This is a genomic window from Acinetobacter piscicola (assembly GCF_015218165.1).
In the GTDB taxonomy this organism is placed as follows: domain Bacteria; phylum Pseudomonadota; class Gammaproteobacteria; order Pseudomonadales; family Moraxellaceae; genus Acinetobacter; species Acinetobacter piscicola_A.
On the sequence record NZ_CP048659.1, the window covers coordinates 470,948 to 493,893 of the forward strand.

Consider the following 22,946-nt stretch of genomic DNA (forward strand, 5'->3'; position numbering starts at 1 on the left):
TTTATCTCAAAAGATTAATTTTGATCTGCTTTTTGTAAAATTTCATATAATTCCTCTTTAAGTTTGAGTTTCTTTCTTTTTAAAACATCAATCGTATCAATTCCTTGAGTGATAGGATCTTGTTCTAAGCGAATGATTTCATGATCTAACTTATTATGCTCATCAAAAATTCTAGAGAAATGGGCATCATCTTGCTTAAGTTGACTAATTAAATTGCGGTATTCTGGAAACATATATCGTCCTCTTAGGTTTAAAAATATTGTTCTGTTTTTGATTGTGCCTGACGCGTATGGACTGAATGTTGGAGTGGGTTTCAGATTTCCTTTATCCCATAAATATATTATGGGATTATGGCGGGTTCGTCTAGATTTTTAAGGTATCTGTATTTTTAACCTTTATAACATGCACTATTGCTCTACAAAAAATCATGGATTCAGCATAAAGTCAGTGTTTAATTTACAGTAAGATATGCGAATTAATTTTCTAAAAATAGCGCCAATTTTTGTCAATAAAATTGTGTTTGAGAATATGATTTATGCAAACTTTTTATTTTTTTCAACCTTTAGAACAAAGCTATATTTGTATTCAAAATCAGCCTGTCTCTTTGGCAGAGCAACAATTTATTTGGATTGATTGTACGCGTGAAGATGTGGTGAATCGCAGTGAGGATTGGCAAAAAGAGATTTTTGAATTAACAGGGATTCATTTAAATGAATATCATATTCGTGACATTTTAAATCTTGAGCATCCATGTGCTTTTGATGCTATGGAAGATTATGATTTATTGATTTTTCGTAAACTTATTACGCCAGATGATCATATCTTGAGTGGGGAAGCCGCGGTTGAACAGCATGAAAGTGTATTTGGATTAACATCTTCTCCGATCAGTTTTGTCATTACACCGCATGTGTTGGTCAGTATTCATGAAAAGGGTAACTATGCTTTTGAAAGTTATTTAAACCGTATTATGAATATTATGACTAAAGATTTTGAGGAACAAAATAAACCTAGAAAACTACCTGCGACGCCTTTAGATTTAGCATTGCGTTTACTCAATAGTATGATTGATGGCTATTTAGATTTAAGAAAGCCACTGACGCGACGGGTTGAGTATTGGCAACAAGATTTGTTACAGGGTAATCGACGTTTTTCTAAATGGCATCAGCTTTTTCAAGAAATGATGGTTTTTCAACAGATTGAAAATTTATGTGAAGAACAAATGGATGCTTTACAGGAGCTACGCGATGAGATCGTGGATAATTATTCCCATTTTAAAGGCAAGAAAAAATCAGATAAACAAGATTTAATGTTAGTACGCGTTGATGATTTAAGTAGCCATGTAGAGCGAATTCAAAAATATACATCACGTTTAAGCAGTGCAATACAAGCAGCAATTAATTTACATTTTTCAGCGATATCTAACCAAACCAATGAAAATATGCGTATTTTGGCGATTATTACTGCTGTTTTTGCACCATTAACATTGCTGACAGGGGTGTATGGAATGAACTTTGAGTTTATTCCAGGCTTAAAAAGTCCGATCGGTTTTTGGTTGATGCTTTCTGCCATGTTGATTTGTACTGTTGCATTGCTAGTTTATTTTTATCGTAGACATTTGGTGGGACGTGGTGAAAGAAGTGTGATTGACATGTTGGCGCAACAACATAAAAATCAACACGTCAATCTGTTATGGTTTTTGGACTATGAGCCGATTAAACAAACCATGAAAGAAGTTGAAAAAATCACAAAACTGAAATAAGCCACGATAAGATTATTTGGGGGGCAATACAGATGCTTTTTGTAAAAGTAGATAGAGTTCATCTTTAATTTTAAGCTTTTTACGCTTTAGAACCTCGATATCATCATGTACATGATTAATTGGGTCGAGCTCTAGATGCGTGATGGTTCTGTCTAATTCATCATGCTCTTCAAAGAGCTTGGCAAATCGTGGATTCTCATCTTTAAGCGTATTTACAAGTTCACTGTGTTCAGGAAACATGTGTTTGATTTTCTTATTAATAATTTTGGAATTCATCGGTGCAAATAACCTCTTAATACCAGTTTTGATTTGATAAGAAGACTATGATGACAGGTTAAATCTTCACCTGTCATCCTTATTTAACAATTTGAAATGAATTAATCAAATTAATGACGAATGTATTTAACATCCCGATGATGAGCTGATTTCTAATTGATTTAAAGCGGAAAAAAAACTAAATAATTTTATTAGATTTGATTAAAAAATAGTCTTTAAAATACCCAATCTCAGTGATATCAGTCGTTAAGATACTGTTTTAATATATTATTTTAAAAAATGGATGGGAAATGGGATGGCTTATCGATTACCTATGATGTTAATTATTCTGTTTCCTTTGGTGGGGTGTGAAACAGAAAATAAAAATGAGACTGCAACAGAACAAGCTTTACAATCATCTTTTGCTACACAATATCCTGTGTTGGCTGAACACTTTGATATGAATGAAAGTGATTTCAATATTTATTTAAATGCAAGTGGAAAAGGAACACCCATTACAGCGACAAGCATTAAATCGATGAATGTCGGATATCCTGTCAATACACTTGATTCAACCTATCACCCTATTTCAATCTTTGATCTAGGTTCACTTGGGGATCGCCTATATATAGAGCAGCAACAAGGGAAAGAAAAAAGTAGTTTTGAGTTAAGCAGTAAAGCCAGTAATCATTCTGTATCCAGTCAACATACGATAGATGCTTCTGCAAGTGTTCGGTATGGTGGTTTAAAAGTAGCGGGTTCGACACATCATGCTTTAGCCTATTTGGATGCGAGTTCAACAGGTGATATCTCAGCCATTATGACACGAGAGAATGTGGGTAAGTCGATCCAAATTTTACCTGATAACTTTAATGGCTATGAAAATTTTGAACGCTATCTGAGAGGGACGGAGCTGACATCTGAGCAGCTTAAAAAGAAAATACAAACCATTGTAGACATGCCAACCGAAGGTCAATGTGATCAGAAGCCTTATTTTAAAGAGGTGACGATTGATACTAAGCCATGGAGTGATGATGCAATGAATCCTTATGGTGATATTCAGATTTTATCTGAAATGGAGGATGTATTTGCTCAACTTCAAACCCAATATGGGCTTTGTGCTGATACTAAAATACGGGAAGTATTGGTGAAAAATATGAAGGAATTACGTGGTCATATAATTGCATCTATTCAGCATTTTTATAGCCAATATGGTGATTCTTTTGTATCAAAAGTCAATGTGATTAATCGTGCGCGAGGAATTGGTCAATTAAACTGGGGGAAAACAACAAAAAATAGAGAGCGACAACATGGTGGAACAGCATCGATTTCTTATAGTGCATTGACATGGGGCGGGAATGCTTCAGGAAGTTATCAATATCATGTAAGAAATGCAGATGCAAAAGCCTTTAAAAATATAACCGTAAATGTTGAAGCAGAACCTGATAATTCGATTAATACAACGGAGTGGCAATCCAATTTAACCAATATGTTGAATAGTATGGCAGAGCAACAAAATGATAGTGTACAAATTCCAGCGATGAGCACACTGCCTACACAAGTAGAACTTAAACTTCCTGAGCCAACTGAACCTAGAAAAAAATTGACTCCACCTGATTCCGTGTTTAAAGATTTGGCGGAATGGAAAGCTTACTATGGTGCAGATGAATCACAAGCTAAACATTTGATGAACAGTGGTTTACAACAATCTACAATCGCAAAGATGGCGGAAGAGGCATATCTAGAAACAGAGCAAGTTGCAATCAATACACTAATGAAAGCAAACAATTCTGTGGAAATGGATCAAAAATTTCAGCAAGAGTTAGCTAAGCTTAACGATGTGAGACAAAATAATATCAAACCACCATTATTACAAAATAATAGTAATCAAATTCTCATTCCTGGTACATTTACCAGTAGTTTTGAGACCCTAAGCTATGATGAGGTGATTCCTCAACTGCGCCCTAAGTTGAATATTCCAGGCGAGCAAGCACGGACATTGGCGGATTTTCCAAATTTAGTCAATTTATTGATGCGTTTAGAAAAACTTGGGCGTCTAGATAGCTATTTAAATTTTCTTTCAGGCATTTCTGTCAGTGGTGTATCCGTGGAAATGAAGGACAAATTCCACACATTTTATCAAGCTGCAACGGATTCTGCTTATAGCACTATTTTGATTGCCATCCAACAAGGTGTAGATATTCCGAATGAGATTTTTAATGATTGGGTGCTAAAAGAATTAGGCACAGAGCAGCAGATGACACAAAGTAAGCTTTATAAAGCTTTAAATACTCCTGAGTACTATAAGTATGTGATGGCTTTACTCGATCCCGCATATGGGAAAGTTTGGTCGAAAGGTTCAGGAGGATATATGCCAATGCGTACAAATGACAAAGGATATCCTGAATTAATGACTTGGAAGGATATTTCGGCAAATTATCAAGTGGTTCAATCAGTGGTTTATGATGACAATGGAATGAATCCACTGCGTCTTTATACAAATACGCCGATGCAAACGCCATGGTATCCAGTATATATTTATAATAAAGGACAAGTGCCTACACTTGTATTTGTACAAATGTTTGGTGTTTATCAGGTGATTTATGGGCGTGAATGGGTTGTGCAACCTACACATAAATGGCTTGGAACGGTCGATAAGAATCATAAGAATGGGGTATATGAATCAAAAGTCAAAAATATTGTTCCAAGCATCACACCGTTATGGGAGTTTTGGGTAAATGATAATGATGATAAGCAAGATCGCTATCAAGTTTTAAACAATGAAATGAAAGAGGCAATCACTTCAACCAGTAATTCATTTTTGTACAATGATAGAGATTTGAATTGGGATTATTCATTAAAATTTGCTGATTTAGCAATGAATGATGAACAGTTATTGAATAAATTTAATGTTCTTTTAATTTATTTAGACGAATTTGCCAATCCACAATCAGAAAAACTAGGATTACATTCTGTGGCTAATCCATCGTATAAAAAACATGCAAATGATGGTTATGCGGAGTTCAGAGCTAACAATATAAAGGTAATTTCAAAGAAGACTATACTGTCTAGAAATGGAAACACGCTGATGTTATTGCCTTTAAATGCAGAGAATACTGATGGAAAGTTAGCGCAAGTCGTAGATTATGCGCCTGAACGCAATCCTTTGGATATTGTGAATAGAAATACGATGGAAACTTTAAAAAAATTGGCTTTACTGAATGTTTATCAATAAATCAGGTGGTAATGCTCCCGAAAATTAAACGAGTTTAAAAGTAGAAAATCGACTAGTCTTTGAACAAGGAGATTTTCCATGAAAACATCTAAATATTCAGATAGCTTAATCATGAGCATTTTAAAACAAGCTGAAGCAGGAACACCCGTGCCTAACCTTTGTCGTGAGCATGGGATGAGTACAGCAACTTTCTACAAGTGGAAGTCCAAATATAGTGGTATGGATTTATCACTTATGACTCGGCTAAAAGAACTCGAAGCTGAAAATGCACGTTTAAAACGAATGTACGCTGATGAGCGCCTTAAATCAGATGTACTGCAAGATGCATTATCAAAAAAGTTTTAAGGCCACAACAGCGCAAATCACTTGCTCAGCAGGCGACTGAGCAATTTAATATTTCAGTCACTATGGCCTGTTTAATCTTCAATGTGAGTCAAACCTGCTATCGCTATAAGACCTGTTTGGATGATGAGAATCAGCAGATCGCACATTGGTTAATTCAGCTGACGAATGATCATAAAACATGGGGCTTTAAGCTTTGCTTCCTGTATTTACGTAATGTTAAGCAATATAAATGGAACCATAAGCGAGTTTACCGAATATACAAGGAACTTGAACTGAATTTAAGAATCAAACCAAACAAGCGCATAAAGCGTGAAATCCCTGAGAGGCTTGCTGTACCTGTTGTTCAGAATGAATCATGGTCGATGGATTTTATGTATGATCAATTGAGTGATGGGCGCAGTTATCGTGTCCATAATGTCATTGATGACTATAATCGTGAGTCTTTAATCATGGTGGTGGATTTTTCACTACCAGCTCAAAGAGTTCTGAGAGACCTAGATCAACTGATTGCATGGCGAGGAAAGCCCAAGCGTATTCGATCCGATAACGGCCCAGAATATGTGAGTGATTTAATGGATCAGTGGTGTAAAAAGCATGAGATTGAGCATGTTTTTACCCAACCTGGCAATCCACAGCAGAATGCCTATGTTGAGCGTTTTAATCGAACAGTGCGTTATGAATGTTTAAATCAGCATTTATTTGACAATATTGAGGAGGTACAAAACTATACAACTGCGTGGCAGTACTTTTATAATCATGAAAGACCACATATGGTAATTGATGGCAGACCACCTAACTTTAAACGATAACAAGGGCTTGGAGTTTTCTAATTTTGACCTCAGTTAATAATGGGGGTATTACCAGGTGAGGGATTTAAAGTGAAAACATTAAATTGATCATATCCAAACTAGAATATCGCTAAAAGGATATTCTAGTTTGCTTTTGTGGGTTTTGCAGTGAATAAAAGTTTAAATTAATGATGCGTGTGTTTGATTTGCTTACGTAACTGTTGCACTTCATCAATTAAATCCATCATCATGGCAACGGCTGAGAAGCTCGCTTCAAAATCACGTTGTAGTCGGTATGCACGGCGTGCACGAGTGACATCTTCACCAAAAAATTGATGAATGCGGTCTTGTGGTCTTGCTGGTAAAATATCATATTCAAGAAGTTGCAGTACCCATTCAGGGCTTTGACCGCATGCTTGAGCAAAGTGAGTTAAATCAAAACACAATCGTTCATCAACGATCTCAACGTCTTGACAGCCATTACAGATAATTTCCCGATAATGTATAGTAGTCATGAATGTGCTCCTTTAGGATCTCGCAAGCTTATCGTACTTTAAAGTTTGGAAAAGCATCGGCATAGTCTTGATATGCTTGTTGCTCTTGAGGGGTATCCGCTTTAGGATAAACAATATTCAAAATAAGATATAAATGTCCTGCAGTTTTACTTGGTATTCCTTTATCTTTTAAACGTAATTGTTGGCTTTGTTTACTATTTTTAGGAATATTCACTTGAACTTTACCAGCAGGTGTATTGATTTCTACACTTTTTCCTAATGCTGCTTCCCAAGGTGTAATATCTATAGTGTAATAAATATCAGCATCTTCAACACGAACGCGGTCAGTGTCTTGGTACAATATTTCGATATATAAGTCACCATTTTCACCCCCATTGATGCCAGCTTGTCCTTGTTTAGACAGACGAATTTGCTGACCTTCTTTCATTCCTTTAGGAATTTTAACTTGTAAGGTTTTACGTTGAACTTCAGGTTCACCATAAGCATTATAGGTTGGAATTTGTAGGGTGATAGTTTGTGTTGAACCTTCATAAGCCACTTGAATGGGGACTTCTATACTTGCGTGTTGATCTTCACCTCGATAACTGCGCTGTTGACGAGATTGGCGTTGCCCGAAATCTTGTTGATGACCACCGCCGAAGCCGCCACCAAAGCGTCCAAACAAATCTTCAAAACCACTAAAATCTTGTGCATCACCTGTGCTGCTGCTACGATAAAATTGACTGCCATCGAAGCCTTGAGCACCTGCTTGACCACCAAAACCACCCCCTGTAAAGCCTTGTGGATGGTCAAGTTCAAAGTCATATTGTTTTTTCTTTTCTTCGTTGCTTAGCGTGTCATATGCGACATTGATGGCTTGCATCTTTTCTTCAGCATTCGCTTCTTTGCTGACATCAGGATGGTATTTACGTGCTAATTTTCGGTATGCTTTTTTGATTTGGTCTGCTGTTGCATCTCTTGCAACACCAAGTTCTTCATAATAATTTTTTGCCATATTTAGATATCATTTTTGATCTTGATTTCATTCATTAATATGCCATTTTGAGCAAAGTTAAAAGGGTTACTTGGTTAAGATATTGTTTCAAAAACTGTCAAAATAAAGATGATAATATGTGATTCGATATTCTTTATTTTTTATCTATATGATTTTATTGTTTAAATATGATATTCAAAATAATGGGTTGATGTGTATTTTTATAGATTAAAGCTAATCATGATAAAAATGACTAGCTTAGTGCATATATTTAGGAAAAAGAAAAGGCATTTTGTGACGACACGCTGACTTCTATTCTGTTAAGCGAATCCAAGTTGCAGAGCGCCCGAGTAATGAAATACCAATATAGCCACGCATCGTTAAGCGTGTACCTTTGGCATTGAGTTTAATCTTCCCATGATAGACATTGCCCGAAAGCGGGTCTAAAACTTGACCATCTGTAAATAAAAGCGGCTCTTTAGGTGATTGACGAAAACCACTTAAAATTTCCAAATTCATATAAGGCACATTTTTTAAAGTGCCTTTGCAATGACTACAATTTTCTTCTAAAGGTTTATTTGGAATTGGGCGGATCTCAATAATTTTACCAGTATAAACTCCTTGATTGTTCTTGGTAATTTCTACATCCGCTCTGGAATAACCTGTTTTATCATCTACCGTTCGCCATTTTCCCGTCAAATCAGGCGCTGCAAAACAGAGTGTGGAAAAAATGAGACTTGATAGAATAAGTGATTTTGTTAGCATTATTGTGTCCCCCTAATCTTATAATTAAAAAAGAGTAAATCTAGATTTACTCTTTTTTTAAAGAAAGGCAAGACACATTTTCTGAATAAATTAAATTACTTAGTGTCACTTAATTTATTTTTTATTTTTACTAACTTAAATGTTCACCAAATAAGCTGAGGGCTTCTTTTGCAGTAAATTGATAGCGTTTATTGCAAAATTGACAATCCATATCGATTGGGTTGTTGACTTCTAAGGTTTCTTTTACTGCTTCTAAACCAATTTGAATCAGTGCGTTCGCACATTTTTCACGTGAACAAGTACATGAAAACTTGAGTTGCTCAGCTTCAGGTAAACGAACTTCTTCTTCATTATAGAGACGATAGAGCATATCTTGCGCTGTTAAGTCAGTCAGTTCATCATGTTTTAGTGTTTCAGTTAACATGGTGAGGCGTGGCCACAAGTCTTCATCGACCCATTGTTGTTCTTCATCATCATTACGAGGTAAGAGTTGAATGAGTAAGCCGCCTGAACGCTCTGCGGTACTTGCTAAAACAATGCGGGTGGGGATTTGTGCAGACAGGTCATAATATTGCATCAAGCAACCTGCCAAAGTAGGTTGATCTAATGCGATAATTCCTTGATAACGTTCACCATGTTCAGGCTCGATATTAATAAATAATACAGGTGAAGTGAGCGTAGCGAGTACGGTACTACTGTCTTTTGCATCAGCAAAACGTGGATCTTCTTCATAATCTGCCAGCGCACGGATTTCGCCTAAATGATTACATTCAGCCATTGCCCACTTAAAGCTGCCTTGTGCTTGGATTTGTAAGCTGATACGCCCTTTAATTTTTAATGTGCTTGCAAGCAAAGCGGTTGCACTGAGCATTTCACCTAATAGTATTTGAATTGCTGGTGCATATTGACGTTGTGCCAAAATTGTCTGTAGAGCATTTTCTAAATGCACAACTTCACCACGAACAGGGCTATCTTCAATATAAAAACGTTGACGTAAATCAGACATAAAATTCTCCAAATCCCTGTTTAAATGGTGACGATATTGTAAATCACAAGCATACTTTTTTAGAAATATCCGCTTAGTTTTGATGATCACGGGTTACATTGATACGATCATCGGTGTGTTTTAATACCTCTTTGCGTTCTAAACCTGACTCATCAATATCAGGATTGTCTTCAAATTGGTCTGCATCATGTTGTGTGATTTGCGCATCGCTTTCAAATAAATGCTCAAGTTCTGATATGAAATCACGATAACTTTCATATACTTTCTGTTCATCTGTATAAATACGTTGTTGGCGTGCTAAGAGTTCTTCATCATAATTTCTAAATAACTCAACGCTGTCATAAGCAGTTGACTTGTCTAAACCCAATTCACATAAAGTACGGTACCCTATGCCTAAAGACGTTAAATAGGTTTCGCGCCAAATATGCTTAACACCTAAATCACGTAATAAGTGCATATGATAACGGTCACGTGCACGGACCAATAACGTTAAATTTGGATAATTTAAACGGATATGGCGTGCCACATTCATTGAATCTTCTACGTCATCAATGGCAAGCACAAATACTTTTGCTTGTTCAATGCCTGCCGAACGTAATAAATCAGGCAAAGTCACATCACCATAATACAATGTACCGCCATAGCGCCGTACAAAGTCTATTTTTTGTAAGTTATGGTCAATGGCTGTAAAAGGAAAATGTTGCATATGGGCTAAACGAGCCACAATTTGCCCAACACGACCGAAGCCCGCAATAATTAACGGTGGATGCTGATTTGGAATATCGTCATATTCAGGTGTTTGATCTTTATTAAATAAAGGTAAAACCCATGTTGAAACCAACCAAAACACGATAGGCGTAAAGACCATCGACAAGGTTACGACCAATGTAATTGGCTCTGAAATGGCCGCCTGAATGACTTTTTCACTTTTGGCAACATTTAACACAACAAAAGCGAATTCACCGCCTTGAGCAAGACAGGTTGCAACCATCAAACTATTTTGCCAATTCATTTTTTTAAAACGAGCGATTGCGGTCATGGCAATCATTTTAATAATGATTAAGAGCAGGGCAGCACCGATAATTTGTAGAGGATGTTCCACCAGCAAATTTAATTGCGTAGTCATGCCCACGGTCATAAAAAACAAACCTAAAAGCAGCCCTTTAAATGGAGAAATACTAGCTTCAATTTCATGACGAAATTCTGAATCAGCCAACAGCACACCTGTTAAAAATGCACCTAGCGTCGTGCTGATGCCAAGCGTATCCATGAGTAAAACGACTGCAAGGACAATAAATAAACCCACAGCAGTCAGTAGTTCAGTGGCGCCACTTTTTGCCACAAATCTGAAAAAAGGGCGCATGACATAGCGACTAAATAAAAACAGTCCTGTAAAGGTTGCAATAATCGCTGCAAAATAAGCAATACCATGATGGGTAGATTCATTCCCTGAGAGCAGTGGTATTACTGCAAGTAAGGGAATCGCTGCAATATCTTGGAACAGTAAAATAGAAAAAGATTGCTGACCATGTGTGGTATTGAGTTGTTGTTTTTCTGATAAAAGCTGTAGAACGAAAGCTGTGGAAGACAGGGCTAGCGCAAAACCAATGACAAAACTTGCAGAAAGTGATTGTTGTAACAGTAAAAACACGGTTCCCATGAGCACGATGCCTGTCACAACAACTTGCAAGCTACCCATGACAAAAATGGATTGACGCATTTCCCATAAACGCTGTGGGCGTAGTTCTAGCCCGATGAGAAACATCAGTAAAATCACGCCAAATTCGGCAAGGTGCATAATTTCTTCGGGATCACTGGCAATATTAAAAACGCTAGGGCCGAGTAAGATTCCTGTAAAGAGATAGCCGAGAACTGTAGCGATCCCAAATTTTTTACCTAAAGGTACGAGTATTAATGCTGCACCTAGAAAAAGCGTTATTTGTAATAACGGTGACATTGACCTGTCCTGATTTTTTACTTTAGAAATTGTACCTTGATTTTTAAATGCACTCAGTAGTTTTACTGAGACTGCATGTTTTACCTGTACTGTATTTTTGCATCATTCTATAAAATTAATTATGGCTTTTTGGCATAGCACCCATATGTTATTGAACAATTGAGATAGGGAGCGGTCATAATTTATTTTTCATAGGGCAGAAGTAACAAAAAAATTTCTAACATGATGGCCATAAAGATATTAGACTTGATAAAGCTGAACGTTATCTTGTTGCTCTACCCTATATAGTGTGCAAATCAACATTAGCTTAACTCTTGTGGGTCGACATCAATGGTCAGTTTCATTTGAGAAGGTTTTTGTTGAAGTACATATTGCCACCATTGACGAACATAAAAGTGCATTTTGGCACGGTCATGCGAGAGTAAAACAACATGAGCTTGATAACGACCTGCTTTACGCTCCATAGGGGCAGGAATAGGTCCCCAAATATCGATTAAATTTTCCGCTGACTGTTGTCTTAATTGTTGGGTCATTTCCGTTAAAAAGCTTTGATTATCCTGTTGAACTCTTGACTCACAACGGATCAAAATCGCGTAACGATAGGGCGGCATTTGAGCAATTTTTCGGTCTGCTAATGTTTGTTTGGCAAAAGCCCGATAATTTTCATTCAATAATATATTTAATAGTGGATGCTCAGGTCTTAATGTTTGTAAATAAACATCACCCTTTTTCTCACCACGTCCCGAACGTCCTGCCACTTGTACAATTAACTGCGCTGTGCGTTCTGTAGCACGAAAGTCAACACTCAATAAACCTGTATCGATGTCCAAAATCGCCACTAAAGTGACATAAGGAAAATGATGTCCTTTTGCCAACATTTGTGTACCTAATAAAATGGTGGGTTCACTTTTTTGGATCTGATCATAGATTTTTTGCCAACTGCCAACCCGACTCGTCGAGTCACGATCGACACGGAGTACAGGATATTTAGGGAATAGCTCATTAAGTGCTTCTTCCACTTTGGCTGTACCCATGCCAATCGGTTTTAAGGTCTCTTGCTGACATTCAGGACAAGCATCAGGTAAGCGATTAATCGTCCCACAATGGTGACAATGTAAATGCGAATAAGGTTTTAAATGCAGGGTGAAATGTGCATCACAATGTGGACAATTGGCTTGCCATCCACAACTTTCACAAATCAGGACAGGAGCATAGCCACGTCGATTTAAAAAAATTAAAACTTGTTCTTTTTTCTCTAGACGTTTACCAATTTCACTGATCAATTGCTCGCTTAAACCTGCGGTTTTTTTACTGATTTTTAAATCAATGACGTGCATTTTAGGCATGACTGCTGTACCTGCACGTTGATTTAACTCTAAGCGAGTGAGTTTGCCTTGTTGGACTAAACAATAACTGTCAATGCTTGGTGTCGCAGAGCCTAAAATAATCGGACAATTTTCCAAATGTGCACGATACAAGGCAACATCTCGGGCGTGATAACGAAAACCTTCTTGTTGCTTGAAGGAAAGATCATGCTCTTCATCCAGAATAATCAAACCCAGATTAGGCATGGGGGTGAAAATTGCAGAACGTGTTCCTAGAATAATCGAGGCTTTTCCTGTTTCAGTGTGCTGCCATGCTTGTAAGCGTTTACTATCATTTAAACCTGAGTGTAACAGCGCAATATTGCAGTGAAAACGAGATTGGAAACGGCTGACGGTTTGCGGTGTTAAACCGATTTCGGGCACTAGTACGAGTACTTGTTTGCCTTGCTTTAAGACCTCTTGCATAACTTGCAGATAGACTTCAGTTTTCCCACTGCCTGTCAAACCATCGAGTAAAAATGCTTGATATTTTTTTTGAGCTTTTAAAATGGTTTGAATGGCTTTTTTCTGCTCATCATTTGCTGTGAGTGGCATTTGTGCCAAACGAACAGGCTCAGGTTTAAAGTTTTGTGGCTCTAAATCACAGACAATGATTTCTTTCTTTTCCAACGCTTTTAAGGTTGCCGTTTCTATACCGCTCAGATTTAAAATATTTTCTTGTGTGCCTTGAGGGTGTAATTTTAAAATTTTATAAGCATCTTGCTGTTTTTCAGAGCGTTTAACTTTATCTTCGGCATGTAAATCTAATACTTTCCAAACACGTGCGAGTAAGTTGTACGGTTTACCTTGGCGCAATAATGTCGGCAAAGCCGTGTGCATGACTTCACCCATTGGAAATTGGTAATATTGTGCTGCCCATGTCAACAAACTTAAAACTTTGTCATTTAGAATTGGACGATCATCTAAAAATTCAGTGACAAATTTAAGTTGAAAACGAGGGTCAAGTGGTTCATCTATTGCTAATTTTTCAGTAATAATGGCAACAAGCTTTTGCCGTCCAAAAGACACAGCGACACGCATACCTACATCTGCTTGAGCATATTGCTCTGCCGTTACTTTATAGTCAAAGTGGTCATATAAAAATACGGGTACAGCAACGCGTACACGGTAGATGGTGGGTTCGGATACAGGCGAGGTGGCATTTACAGAGTTTGGCATAAATGATGAATTACACTTGAATGAAAAAGTATCGTGTAGCGTTGAGCGTATGATAGAGTGTAGCAGTCATGATGATCTTTGAATAATGTCTTAGAATATGAATGATTTTAAGGGTCTTATGCAACTGCTAAGAGACAAGAATTTGGGAAAACTAGAGCATTATAATGCCAGCATATCAATTTACTGCTATTGATGCTTCAGGAAAGCAACAAAAAGGTGTGTTAGAGGGAGATTCAGCACGCCAAATTCGACAACAATTGCGGGATAAAGAATGGATTCCAGTGACCGTTGACGCTGTCGAGCAAAAGGATAAAAGTAAAAGTACGGGATTATTTCAAAAGAAATTTTCAGCCTATGAGTTGGCACTGATGACGCGTCAGTTATCAGTGTTGGTTGCGGCATCTATTCCACTTGAAGAGGCTTTACGTGCTGTTGCCAAACAAAGTGAAAAAACACATGTACAAAACTTACTGTTAGCTGTGCGCTCTAAAGTGCTTGAAGGGCATTCTTTGGCACAAGCGATGCAACAATCGGGAAGTTTTCCAGACTTATACATTGCCACAGTTGCTGCGGGTGAGCGTTCAGGGCATTTGGATTTAATTTTAGATCAATTGTCAGATTACACCGAAAACCGTTTTGCCATGCAAAAGAAAGTACAAGGTGCCATGATCTATCCCATCATTTTGATGCTCATGTCGTTTGGCATCGTCATGGGATTGATGACTTATGTAGTCCCTGACATTGTTAAAACCTTTGATCAAAGTAAACAAGCCTTACCTTGGATTACGGTCGCATTGATGAAAGCCAGTGATTTTATTCGTACTTCATGGCCTTTTGTGTTGGTTGCAAGTGTGATGGGTATTTTCTTGCTTATACGTTTTTTAAAAACGACCGCAGGTCATTATGCTTTTGATCGTTTAGCACTCAGGTTGCCATTATTTGGTAAATTATCCCGTGGTATAAATTCGGCACGTTTTGCCAGTACCTTGTCCATTTTAACCAAATCAGGTGTTCCATTGGTAGATGCACTGAAAATTGGCGCAGCCGTCAGTAATAATTGGATCATTCGTGATGCTGTGAATATTGCTGCAGAAAAAGTCACGGAAGGAGGGAATCTCGCAACTCAATTAGAACGTTGTGGTTATTTCCCACCGATGATGGTGCAAATGATTAAAAGTGGCGAAGCATCAGGTGAGTTAGATCGTATGTTAGAGCGTGCTTCAGATATGCAAGATCGTGAAGTGAGTACGTTTATTTCAACGTTATTGGCACTGCTTGAACCTTTGATGTTGGTGTTTATGGCAGGTATTGTTTTGGTGATTGTGATCGCTGTGATGTTGCCAATCGTCAATATGAACAATATGATTTAAGCGAAATATTTTGATTATTTTTATAAATAATTTTAGAGAGTAAGTAAATGCAAAGGAAAATGAATAGAAATAAACAATCGGGTTTTACACTGATTGAAGTGATGGTGGTGATTGTAATTTTAGGTGTGTTGGCTGCACTGATCGTACCGAATGTGATGGGACGTGGCGAAAAAGCCAAAGTGGATACCACAAAAATTACTTTAAAAGGTGTTGCGGGTGCTTTAGACCAATATAAATTGGACAATGGACATTTCCCTAATACTCAAGAAGGTGGTTTAGATGCTTTGGTGAATCAACCTGCCAATGCGAAAAATTGGATGCCAGGGGGGTATTTGAAAGGTGGTTATCCAAAAGACAGTTGGGAAAATGATGTGCAATATGTGATTCCAGGTTCTGAAGGTCGTCCATTCGATTTATATTCGTTTGGTGCAGATGGTCAGCAAGGTGGTGAAGGCAATGATGCGGATATTTATTATCAACCTTAATTAAATCGCTTTGTTGTGAAGGAAATAATCACTTTACTTAGTTGAATGAATAAATATGAAGTGAAGTGATTATGTTTCTTGATTATATGTTTAAATGTAACTTGATGATAAATATTAAAAATAAATAAATTATTTTATTGAGATATATAATAAGAATTATTTCCATATTTAATAGTTACAAGAAAGTTAAATCATGGATAAAAATAGACTTTTTATTTATTTAAAAGCTTGCATAATGCTCTTTAAAGGCAACTAAATTGCAAGGAGAATAAGATGAAAGCATTATTTTTGTCAGATGAAATTAATCAATTTCATTGTTCTATGCTCAAATCTGTTCTTTTGATTTTGAGTTTATTGCCGATGAGTCGAGTATTATTCAATGTATGGCAAGACCTAGATGCAAGTAGCCAAATTATGATGGGCTTTTTAGGTTTGAGCGTCTTTAGCGCAGTTGCGATCATCAGTTTTTATCACGCTTTAAATGCAATAGTTTCAACATTAAATATTGAGCATTTATCTAAATTTGATGGCATTTTAGTTCGAGTTTATCGCTATATGCCTATGCTATTTTTAGCGAGTATGTTGTCTTATTTAGCAACTCAAATTTAATAAGATGACGATAACGTAAAAAACCGAGCTTGGATGCTCGGTTTTTTATTTTTAAAATAAAGTTGCTGATGTAGTGAAATCAACGTCTAGACTTAAAACTTACATCAACTTTACGTGGACGATATATCCAACCCACAACCAATAATAACAAAGAGAAGATTAAAATTGGCCAATCACTTAAGCGTGTATACAAAGTTTCACCTTGCATTGCGGGTAAATCACCACGTAAAACTGCCTTTTGATCCATAGGTGCTTGTTTCACAATATGACCATTATGGTCAATAAAAGCAGTAACCCCTGTGTTCGTCGCACGAATAAACCATCGTCCATTTTCTTTGGCGCGCATTTGTACCATTTGTAAATGCTGTTGAGGTCCTGCTGTACCTGTAAACCACGCATCATTAGATACAGTCACCAGAAAATCACTATTGCTCGCATTACGACGTGTCAAGTTCGGATATGCCACCTCATAACAAACTGCTGCTGCAAGTTCATGATTTTTGATTTTAAAAGGTTTTTGATCACTTTCACCACGAGAGAAACCACTCATAGATGGGTCATTTTGTAGAGCAGGAAGCACCCAACTCAGTAAACCTGATAATGGAATGTATTCACCAAAAGGAACAAGGCGTTGCTTTTTATATAGACCTGATGAATCTGTACCAGAAGCCATCATGCTATTGTAATACATGGGATGTCCCACTTGTTTGGACTCTTGTAAGTCCCAATAAGGAATCCCTGTGACCCATGCTGAACCTGTTTGCTTGGCTTTTTCATCCATCATGTGTAAAAAGTCAGGAATATCACTTTGGAATAAAGGAATAGAAGACTCAGGCCAAACAATCAGATCACGTCCCCATTCATTACGGGTTAACTCTACATAAATTTGTAAGGTCTTGATTTGATATTCAGTCAGCCATTTTAAATCTTGTGGAATATTGCCTTGAATGAGTGAAACAGAAAGTGGTTTCTCAGCTTTAGGTTGCACAAAATGAATAAATGAAGCACCCCAAGCACCCAGTAATAAAATGGCTGAAGGAATGATCCAAATCAGTTTTTTATGCAAAATCTCAACGAGTGCACAAGCAAGAATAATCACGACAAATGACACTGCAAAGACACCAAATAACGGTGCATAGCCATCTAAGAAGCGTTCAGTGAAGGCATAACCTGCAAATAACCACGGAAAGCCTGTAAATACCCATGTTTTTGCCCATTCAAATGCGACCCAAAGCGGTGCAAAGGTTAAAGGCGTTTCTGGGAAGAAGCGTCGATATAACCATGTTTGAACGGCTGTAAATAAACCCATTAACAGCGCCATGATCATGATCATGAGGACGCTTAGAACTGCATTTGTATCGCCATAAGTATGAATGGATGTATAGAGCCAAAAAGCACCAACGAACCATAGACCAAAACCATAGCTCCAACCCAAAATGAATGCTTGTTTGGGATTACGTCCTTTAAGACTCGCATAAAGAAGTGCAGGCGATAAAATAGCCAGCCACCACCAGTGAAAAGGGGCAAGTGCGAGACTAAACACCGCACCTGACATCAAACAAATTAAAAGTGGAATAATAAAAGGAATTTGCTTTTGTTGTTCTGACGGATTTAGTAATTTGTCAAAATAGGCTCTCATTTACGTACAGCTCGAATCAGATGAATAGTGCGGGCATCTGCTTCAATAATGGTAAATTGCCATGATTCAAGTTCAATCACTTGTCCTTGTAAGTCACTTACTAAGCCCATTTCTTGAAGCAATAGACCGCCCATAGTTTCTACTTCATCGTCAGAAAAATCAGCATCTAAAACATTGTTAAAGTGTTCAATTGGTGTAAGTGCTTGTACGATCCACGCATTGGCTGTGTTATGTGAAGGGTCGGGGAGAATAAATTGAGCCTCTTCATCAACATTGTCATGTTCATCCTCAATTTCACCCACGATCTCTTCTAAAATATCTTCTAAAGTGACCAAACCTGCTGTAGAACCATATTCATCAATCACAATGGCAATATGGGTTTGCGTATTTTTCAACATACGCAAAACTTGGTCAGAACGCGCACTTTCAGGGACAAACAGAGGCTGACGCATAATGCTATGCACATCAACCTTAATGGTGCGATCAGTTAAGTAAGGTAATAAGTCCTTTGCAAGTAAAATACCCACAACATTTTCAGGTTGGTCGGCTGAAAATACAGGAAAACGAGAATGTGCAGATTCGATTAAAACATGCAAAATATCAAGTAATTGGTCGTCTTCTTGTAAGCTAACCATTGCAGTTCGTGGGGTCATGACTTCACGAATTTTTGTTGCAGGAAGGTCTAAAACGCCTTCTAACATGGCAACGGTATCGGGTTCTAAAAAACGACGTGAATCTTGTACTAATTTTAGCAATTCATCGCGAGTTTCGGGTGCTGTACCTAACCATTTGCGTAAGCCACGCATTCCCCACGACGTGCCTGATTCCTCGTGCATGATCTTTCCTAAAGACTCTAAATATCAAATAATCGAATTTTTATCATACCTTAGAAAATACAGATGTCTATCGAATAAATGCATTGAGATGATGAAACTATGCGTCATTTTGTAGAGAAGAGACAGTGCTGATTCATCAAGGAAGTTTATGTTAAAATCAGATCACTCTTTTCCTGATTTTGAGAATGAATATGTCTGAACAGTTGCCTACACCGAGCATACAGTTGAATACTCGTGGTTTGCGTTGTCCTGAACCTGTGATGATGTTGCATCAAGCGATTCGTAAGTCCAAATCAGGTGATATTGTTGAGGTTTTTGCAACGGATAATTCAACCTCTTGGGATATTCCAAAGTTCTGTATGCATTTGGGACATGAGCTACTTTTGCAAGAAGAAAAACTTGATGAGCAGGGCAATAAAGAATTTCATTATTTGGTGCAAAAAGGCTGATGATTTTTTAAGGAAAATAGATGCAAAAACAAAAAATAGAAGTGCATCTGACTGCTGATTTGAAAAATGAGGAATCATTTTTCAAATTTAAAAAAGTTTGTTTGGAATTGGATGCGAAGCCTCTTGAAATCATTCTTGCTAGAGGTGATCACCCACGTCAAATTATGCTTTCAAAAGAAATGCAAGAAAATCAGTTAACACGAGTACATCAAGCCGTACAACGTTGGATTGATCTTTTTGAACAAAATCAAATAGCCATCATTCGAAAAAAATATGAAATTCCTTTTTTTAAAGATGTAAGCAATGATTTTAAAATCGATTATTATGAATGGCATGGACAAATTGAATATAAACATCTTTTAGAATTAAAAATATTCTGTGAAATTCATCGAGTTCATTTGTCTTATAATTCATTAAAAAATTTTGAAAAATATAGATTTTTAACCTTGCGTGAATATGGTGATGCCTCGATTTTTTTGGCAAGATTAGTACAATTAAAAGCGGAATTATACAATCAAAATAGAAAACTCATTAAAGAAAGAGTAGAGTGCTGTATTTATGATAGTAATATCGCTTTAGATCAAGGTTGGCTCAGTATTTGAATAACAAAGAAGACTAAAATGAATGAAATGAGACAACTTGCATGTGAAGGGCTGATTCGACGTTTTGCTAAAAGTCATCACTATTTCCCTTTTATGTTGAAAGGTAGTTTTTTAACTCGACAATATTTTCCTGCATATATTGAACGGAAGCCTCAAGATTTAGATTGGGTATGTCTAAAACCGCTTGTAGATCGAAGTTTTGTAGAAGATCATTTAAATGAGTGGATGAATTATTTAACGACCGTTGATTTGAATGATGGTATTCGCTATGAAGCATTTTCAAAAGAACACTATTGGTGGGAATTAGATTATGTGATGTCTGATGATTTTCCAACAGTCAGTACTTCTATACTTGCATGGATTAATGGGCAGAAAATTGATGTTAATATTGATGTTTCATTCAATTTAAAAATTTCTGATTTTCAGTACAATCTGACATACATTCCATTGGTTGGAAAGAATTTTAACTTATCACAAACGCCTTCTTTAGCGACACAAATTGCATGGAAGTTGCATCAATGTATTGTGAATCCTCGTTTCAAAGATATTTTTGATTTAACCTATTTGTTAAAGCATTCATCTTTTAAAAATATTAATTCACAACTCTCTACAATTGAAACTTTAAAAGCTGAGTGTGAGCGGGATGGAATCATTTTAGAAGACTATTTAAGCCCGAAGAAATTGATTTTGGCTGATGCTCGAAGAGAATTATCTCAGCGATGGAAAGCTGAAAAAAGTGAGTTTGGATTTACTGATAATAAGCATATTCCGAAAAATTTTGAGAAATTTTGGGATAATTTTACTCAATCTTTATTTGATGTTGGGTTATTAGAATTAAATTAAATATACAAAGAAATAAACCCGCACTCGGCGGGTTTATTTTTTATGTCAAAAAGAAATTACATGTTAGGGTAATTAGGACCACCGCCACCCTCAGGTGTTACCCAAGTGATGTTTTGTGAAGGGTCTTTAATATCGCAAGTCTTACAGTGAACACAGTTCGCAGCGTTGATTTGGAAACGCTTAGAGCCGTCATCATTTTCCATGATTTCATAAACACCCGCAGGGCAGTAGCGCTGAGCAGGCTCATCCCATTTTGGTAAGTTTACATTTACAGGAATAGAGGCATCCGTTAACTTCAAGTGCGCAGGCTGATTTTCTTCATGAACTGTATTTGAAACGAATACAGAAGACAAGCGGTCAAAAGTCAACTTACCATCTGGTTTTGGATAGTTCGGTTTGAATGTAGACGCATCTACAGTTTTTAATGCACTGAAATCAGGCACTAAGTCATGCAATGTAAATGGCACTTTAAAAATGTTTTGATCGATAAAGTTAAATGCGCCACCCATCCATAAACCGAATTTATGCATTGCAGGGCCAAAGTTACGTGAACGATGTAACTCTTCTTTTAACCAACTATTGTTGAATTTGTCTGTATAAGAGGTTAATTCTTTGATGAAGAAATCTTCGCCTTCAGCAACACGTGCATAGCCAACTTCACCACCTTTTTCAACACCCGCAGCAATCGCTTCAAATACAGCTTCACCACAGAGCATGCCTGACTTCATAGCCGTATGCGAGCCTTTGATTTTTGCAAAGTTTAAGAAACCTGCATCATCACCAATCAAGCAACCGCCTGGGAACGTCAATTTAGGCAGTGAGTTTAAACCACCTTTTACGACTGCACGTGCGCCGTATGAAATACGCTTACCACCTTCAAGATATTGCTTGATCAGTGGATGGGTTTTCCAACGTTGCATTTCAGCAAATGGGTACATGTGTGGGTTTTCGTAAGATAAATCTACGATCATACCCAAAGTCACTTGGTTATTTTCAGCATGGTATAACCACCAACCGCCTGAAGAACCTGTTTCAGCCAATGGCCAACCCGAACCGTGCATGACAAGACCAGGCTTATGTTTTGCAGGGTCGATTTCCCAAAGTTCTTTGATCCCAATACCATAATGTTGTGGATCGGCATCTTGGTCTAGGTTGTATTTTGCAATGAGGCGTTTACCTAAGTGACCACGGCAGCCTTCTGCAAAAATGGTGTATTTGGCATGAAGTTCATAACCTGGGGTAAAGTTGTGCGTCGGTTCGCCATCTTTACCAATGCCCATATCACCTGTTTGAATGCCTTTTACAGAACCATCTTCATGATAAAGGACTTCAGAAGCAGCAAAGCCTGGGAAAATAGACACTTCTAATTCTTCAGCTTTAGTCCCTAACCAACGAACCACGTTACCTAAAGAGATGACATAGTTGCCGTCATTGTGCATGGTTTTAGGTACCATCCAATGCGGTGCTTCTTGAGACTTTTCAGCTGACATTAAGAAGAATGTTTTGTCTTCTGTGACAGGCACGTTTAAAGGTGCGCCTTCTTCTTTCCAGTTCGGAAAAAGCTCATTAATAGCACGAGGTTCAAGTACAGCACCAGAAAGGATATGCGCACCAACTTCAGAGCCTTTTTCAACAACACAGACGGAAAGGTCTGGGAGGTTGTTTTCAATAGCCAATTGACGAATTTTAATCGCAGCAGAAAGACCCGCAGGACCTGCGCCTACGATCACTACGTCAAACTCCATCGATTCACGTTCGATGTGTTCCATGTAGGACTCCTCATATTTCTAAGGGTGGCAACCGTGTGCATCATTGCTTTAATTTTAAATCGAACAACAATAAATCGGTGCTGCCGTGAGTGTTCTAAACTTCCGTGATACGAATTAGGACTCGTATCATTAATATATTTTGCGCTAGTATAGTTATAAACCTTGATCTAGCCAATTGGCTGAGTCGTATTATTTTTTAGTCA

Annotated in this window: 20 protein-coding genes; 9 read left to right on the forward strand and 11 right to left on the reverse strand. The window is 37.4% G+C overall.

Annotation, left to right across the window (positions count from 1 at the left end; all coding sequences use genetic code 11):
• Window positions 1–14 precede the first annotated feature (14 nt).
• On the reverse strand, window positions 15–233 hold the full coding sequence (locus G0028_RS02190; RefSeq protein ID WP_174493417.1) for a YdcH family protein: 219 nt from the start codon (window positions 231–233) through the stop codon (window positions 15–17).
• A gap of 302 nt (window positions 234–535) precedes the next feature.
• Here G0028_RS02190 and G0028_RS02195 point away from each other — a divergent pair, with 302 nt between their 5' ends.
• Window positions 536–1,759 (forward strand): magnesium transporter CorA family protein, encoded by a 1,224-nt coding sequence (locus tag G0028_RS02195; RefSeq protein ID WP_174493416.1) that lies wholly within the window; start codon window positions 536–538, stop codon window positions 1,757–1,759.
• 12 nt (window positions 1,760–1,771) lie between these two features.
• Here G0028_RS02195 and G0028_RS02200 read toward each other — a convergent pair whose 3' ends face one another.
• Complete coding sequence (locus G0028_RS02200; RefSeq protein WP_180047112.1) at window positions 1,772–2,035, reverse strand: YdcH family protein; 264 nt, start codon at window positions 2,033–2,035, stop codon at window positions 1,772–1,774.
• 295 nt (window positions 2,036–2,330) lie between these two features.
• On the opposite strand from G0028_RS02200, the gene G0028_RS02205 reads away from it, so the two are divergent.
• Both G0028_RS02205 and G0028_RS02210 read left to right on the forward strand, forming a co-directional pair.
• Window positions 2,331–5,249, forward strand: a complete 2,919-nt coding sequence (locus G0028_RS02205) for a hypothetical protein (protein ID WP_180047110.1) — start codon at window positions 2,331–2,333, stop codon at window positions 5,247–5,249.
• Between the two features lie 78 nt (window positions 5,250–5,327).
• Window positions 5,328–6,403 (forward strand): IS3 family transposase gene (locus G0028_RS02210; protein WP_180097349.1). Its coding sequence is split into 2 segments (ribosomal slippage): window positions 5,328–5,580 and window positions 5,580–6,403, totalling 1,077 coding nucleotides; the frame shifts between segments, so codons are not numbered across the junction.
• A 164-nt stretch (window positions 6,404–6,567) separates the two neighbouring features.
• On the opposite strand, the gene G0028_RS02215 is transcribed toward G0028_RS02210, so the two are convergent.
• The 6 genes from G0028_RS02215 to G0028_RS02240 all read right to left on the reverse strand — a co-directional run bounded on the left by G0028_RS02215 (window position 6,568) and on the right by G0028_RS02240 (window position 14,141).
• Window positions 6,568–6,897 carry a chaperone modulator CbpM gene (locus G0028_RS02215; protein ID WP_180046833.1) on the reverse strand — a complete coding sequence of 110 codons (330 nt, stop codon included), beginning with the start codon at window positions 6,895–6,897 and terminating at the stop codon, window positions 6,568–6,570.
• 28 nt (window positions 6,898–6,925) lie between these two features.
• Window positions 6,926–7,891: a DnaJ C-terminal domain-containing protein gene (locus G0028_RS02220; protein ID WP_130074277.1), complete on the reverse strand. Its 966-nt coding sequence runs from the start codon at window positions 7,889–7,891 to the stop codon at window positions 6,926–6,928.
• A gap of 291 nt (window positions 7,892–8,182) precedes the next feature.
• Window positions 8,183–8,635 carry a DUF2147 domain-containing protein gene (locus tag G0028_RS02225; RefSeq protein ID WP_180046831.1) on the reverse strand — a complete coding sequence of 151 codons (453 nt, stop codon included), beginning with the start codon at window positions 8,633–8,635 and terminating at the stop codon, window positions 8,183–8,185.
• A 130-nt stretch (window positions 8,636–8,765) separates the two neighbouring features.
• Entirely contained in the window at window positions 8,766–9,641 is an 876-nt protein-coding gene (locus G0028_RS02230) for an Hsp33 family molecular chaperone HslO (RefSeq protein WP_180046828.1), read from the reverse strand.
• A 73-nt stretch (window positions 9,642–9,714) separates the two neighbouring features.
• Entirely contained in the window at window positions 9,715–11,598 is a 1,884-nt protein-coding gene (locus tag G0028_RS02235) for a monovalent cation:proton antiporter-2 (CPA2) family protein (RefSeq protein ID WP_174493411.1), read from the reverse strand.
• A 302-nt stretch (window positions 11,599–11,900) separates the two neighbouring features.
• Window positions 11,901–14,141, reverse strand: coding sequence for a primosomal protein N' (locus G0028_RS02240; protein WP_180046825.1), 2,241 nt, complete (start codon window positions 14,139–14,141; stop codon window positions 11,901–11,903).
• Between the two features lie 164 nt (window positions 14,142–14,305).
• Between G0028_RS02240 and gspF the strand changes: the two genes are divergently transcribed.
• The 3 genes from gspF to G0028_RS02255 all read left to right on the forward strand — a co-directional run bounded on the left by gspF (window position 14,306) and on the right by G0028_RS02255 (window position 16,605).
• Window positions 14,306–15,511, forward strand: a complete 1,206-nt coding sequence (gene gspF / locus G0028_RS02245; protein WP_130074282.1) for a type II secretion system inner membrane protein GspF — start codon at window positions 14,306–14,308, stop codon at window positions 15,509–15,511.
• Window positions 15,512–15,558: 47 nt separating this feature from the next.
• Window positions 15,559–15,996 (forward strand): type II secretion system major pseudopilin GspG, encoded by a 438-nt coding sequence (gene gspG / locus G0028_RS02250; RefSeq protein ID WP_130074283.1) that lies wholly within the window; start codon window positions 15,559–15,561, stop codon window positions 15,994–15,996.
• A gap of 273 nt (window positions 15,997–16,269) precedes the next feature.
• Complete coding sequence (locus G0028_RS02255; RefSeq protein WP_180046823.1) at window positions 16,270–16,605, forward strand: hypothetical protein; 336 nt, start codon at window positions 16,270–16,272, stop codon at window positions 16,603–16,605.
• Between the two features lie 79 nt (window positions 16,606–16,684).
• On the opposite strand, the gene lnt is transcribed toward G0028_RS02255, so the two are convergent.
• Both lnt and G0028_RS02265 read right to left on the reverse strand, forming a co-directional pair.
• Complete coding sequence (gene lnt / locus G0028_RS02260; RefSeq protein ID WP_130074285.1) at window positions 16,685–18,244, reverse strand: apolipoprotein N-acyltransferase; 1,560 nt, start codon at window positions 18,242–18,244, stop codon at window positions 16,685–16,687.
• On the reverse strand, window positions 18,241–19,080 hold the full coding sequence (locus G0028_RS02265) for an HlyC/CorC family transporter (RefSeq protein ID WP_217431197.1): 840 nt from the start codon (window positions 19,078–19,080) through the stop codon (window positions 18,241–18,243). Before G0028_RS02265 ends, lnt begins: the two co-directional genes overlap by 4 nt.
• 191 nt (window positions 19,081–19,271) lie before the next feature.
• Here G0028_RS02265 and tusA point away from each other — a divergent pair, with 191 nt between their 5' ends.
• From tusA to G0028_RS02280, 3 genes are read left to right on the forward strand one after another with little or no spacing between them, the layout of a single operon-like run.
• Window positions 19,272–19,529 (forward strand): sulfurtransferase TusA, encoded by a 258-nt coding sequence (gene tusA, locus G0028_RS02270; protein WP_130074287.1) that lies wholly within the window; start codon window positions 19,272–19,274, stop codon window positions 19,527–19,529.
• A gap of 20 nt (window positions 19,530–19,549) precedes the next feature.
• Entirely contained in the window at window positions 19,550–20,131 is a 582-nt protein-coding gene (locus G0028_RS02275; RefSeq protein ID WP_180046821.1) for a hypothetical protein, read from the forward strand.
• Window positions 20,132–20,149: 18 nt separating this feature from the next.
• On the forward strand, window positions 20,150–20,974 hold the full coding sequence (locus G0028_RS02280) for a nucleotidyl transferase AbiEii/AbiGii toxin family protein (protein WP_180046819.1): 825 nt from the start codon (window positions 20,150–20,152) through the stop codon (window positions 20,972–20,974).
• Between the two features lie 56 nt (window positions 20,975–21,030).
• On the opposite strand, the gene G0028_RS02285 is transcribed toward G0028_RS02280, so the two are convergent.
• Complete coding sequence (locus tag G0028_RS02285; RefSeq protein WP_180046817.1) at window positions 21,031–22,743, reverse strand: electron transfer flavoprotein-ubiquinone oxidoreductase; 1,713 nt, start codon at window positions 22,741–22,743, stop codon at window positions 21,031–21,033.
• Between the last annotated feature and the right edge of the window lie 203 nt (window positions 22,744–22,946).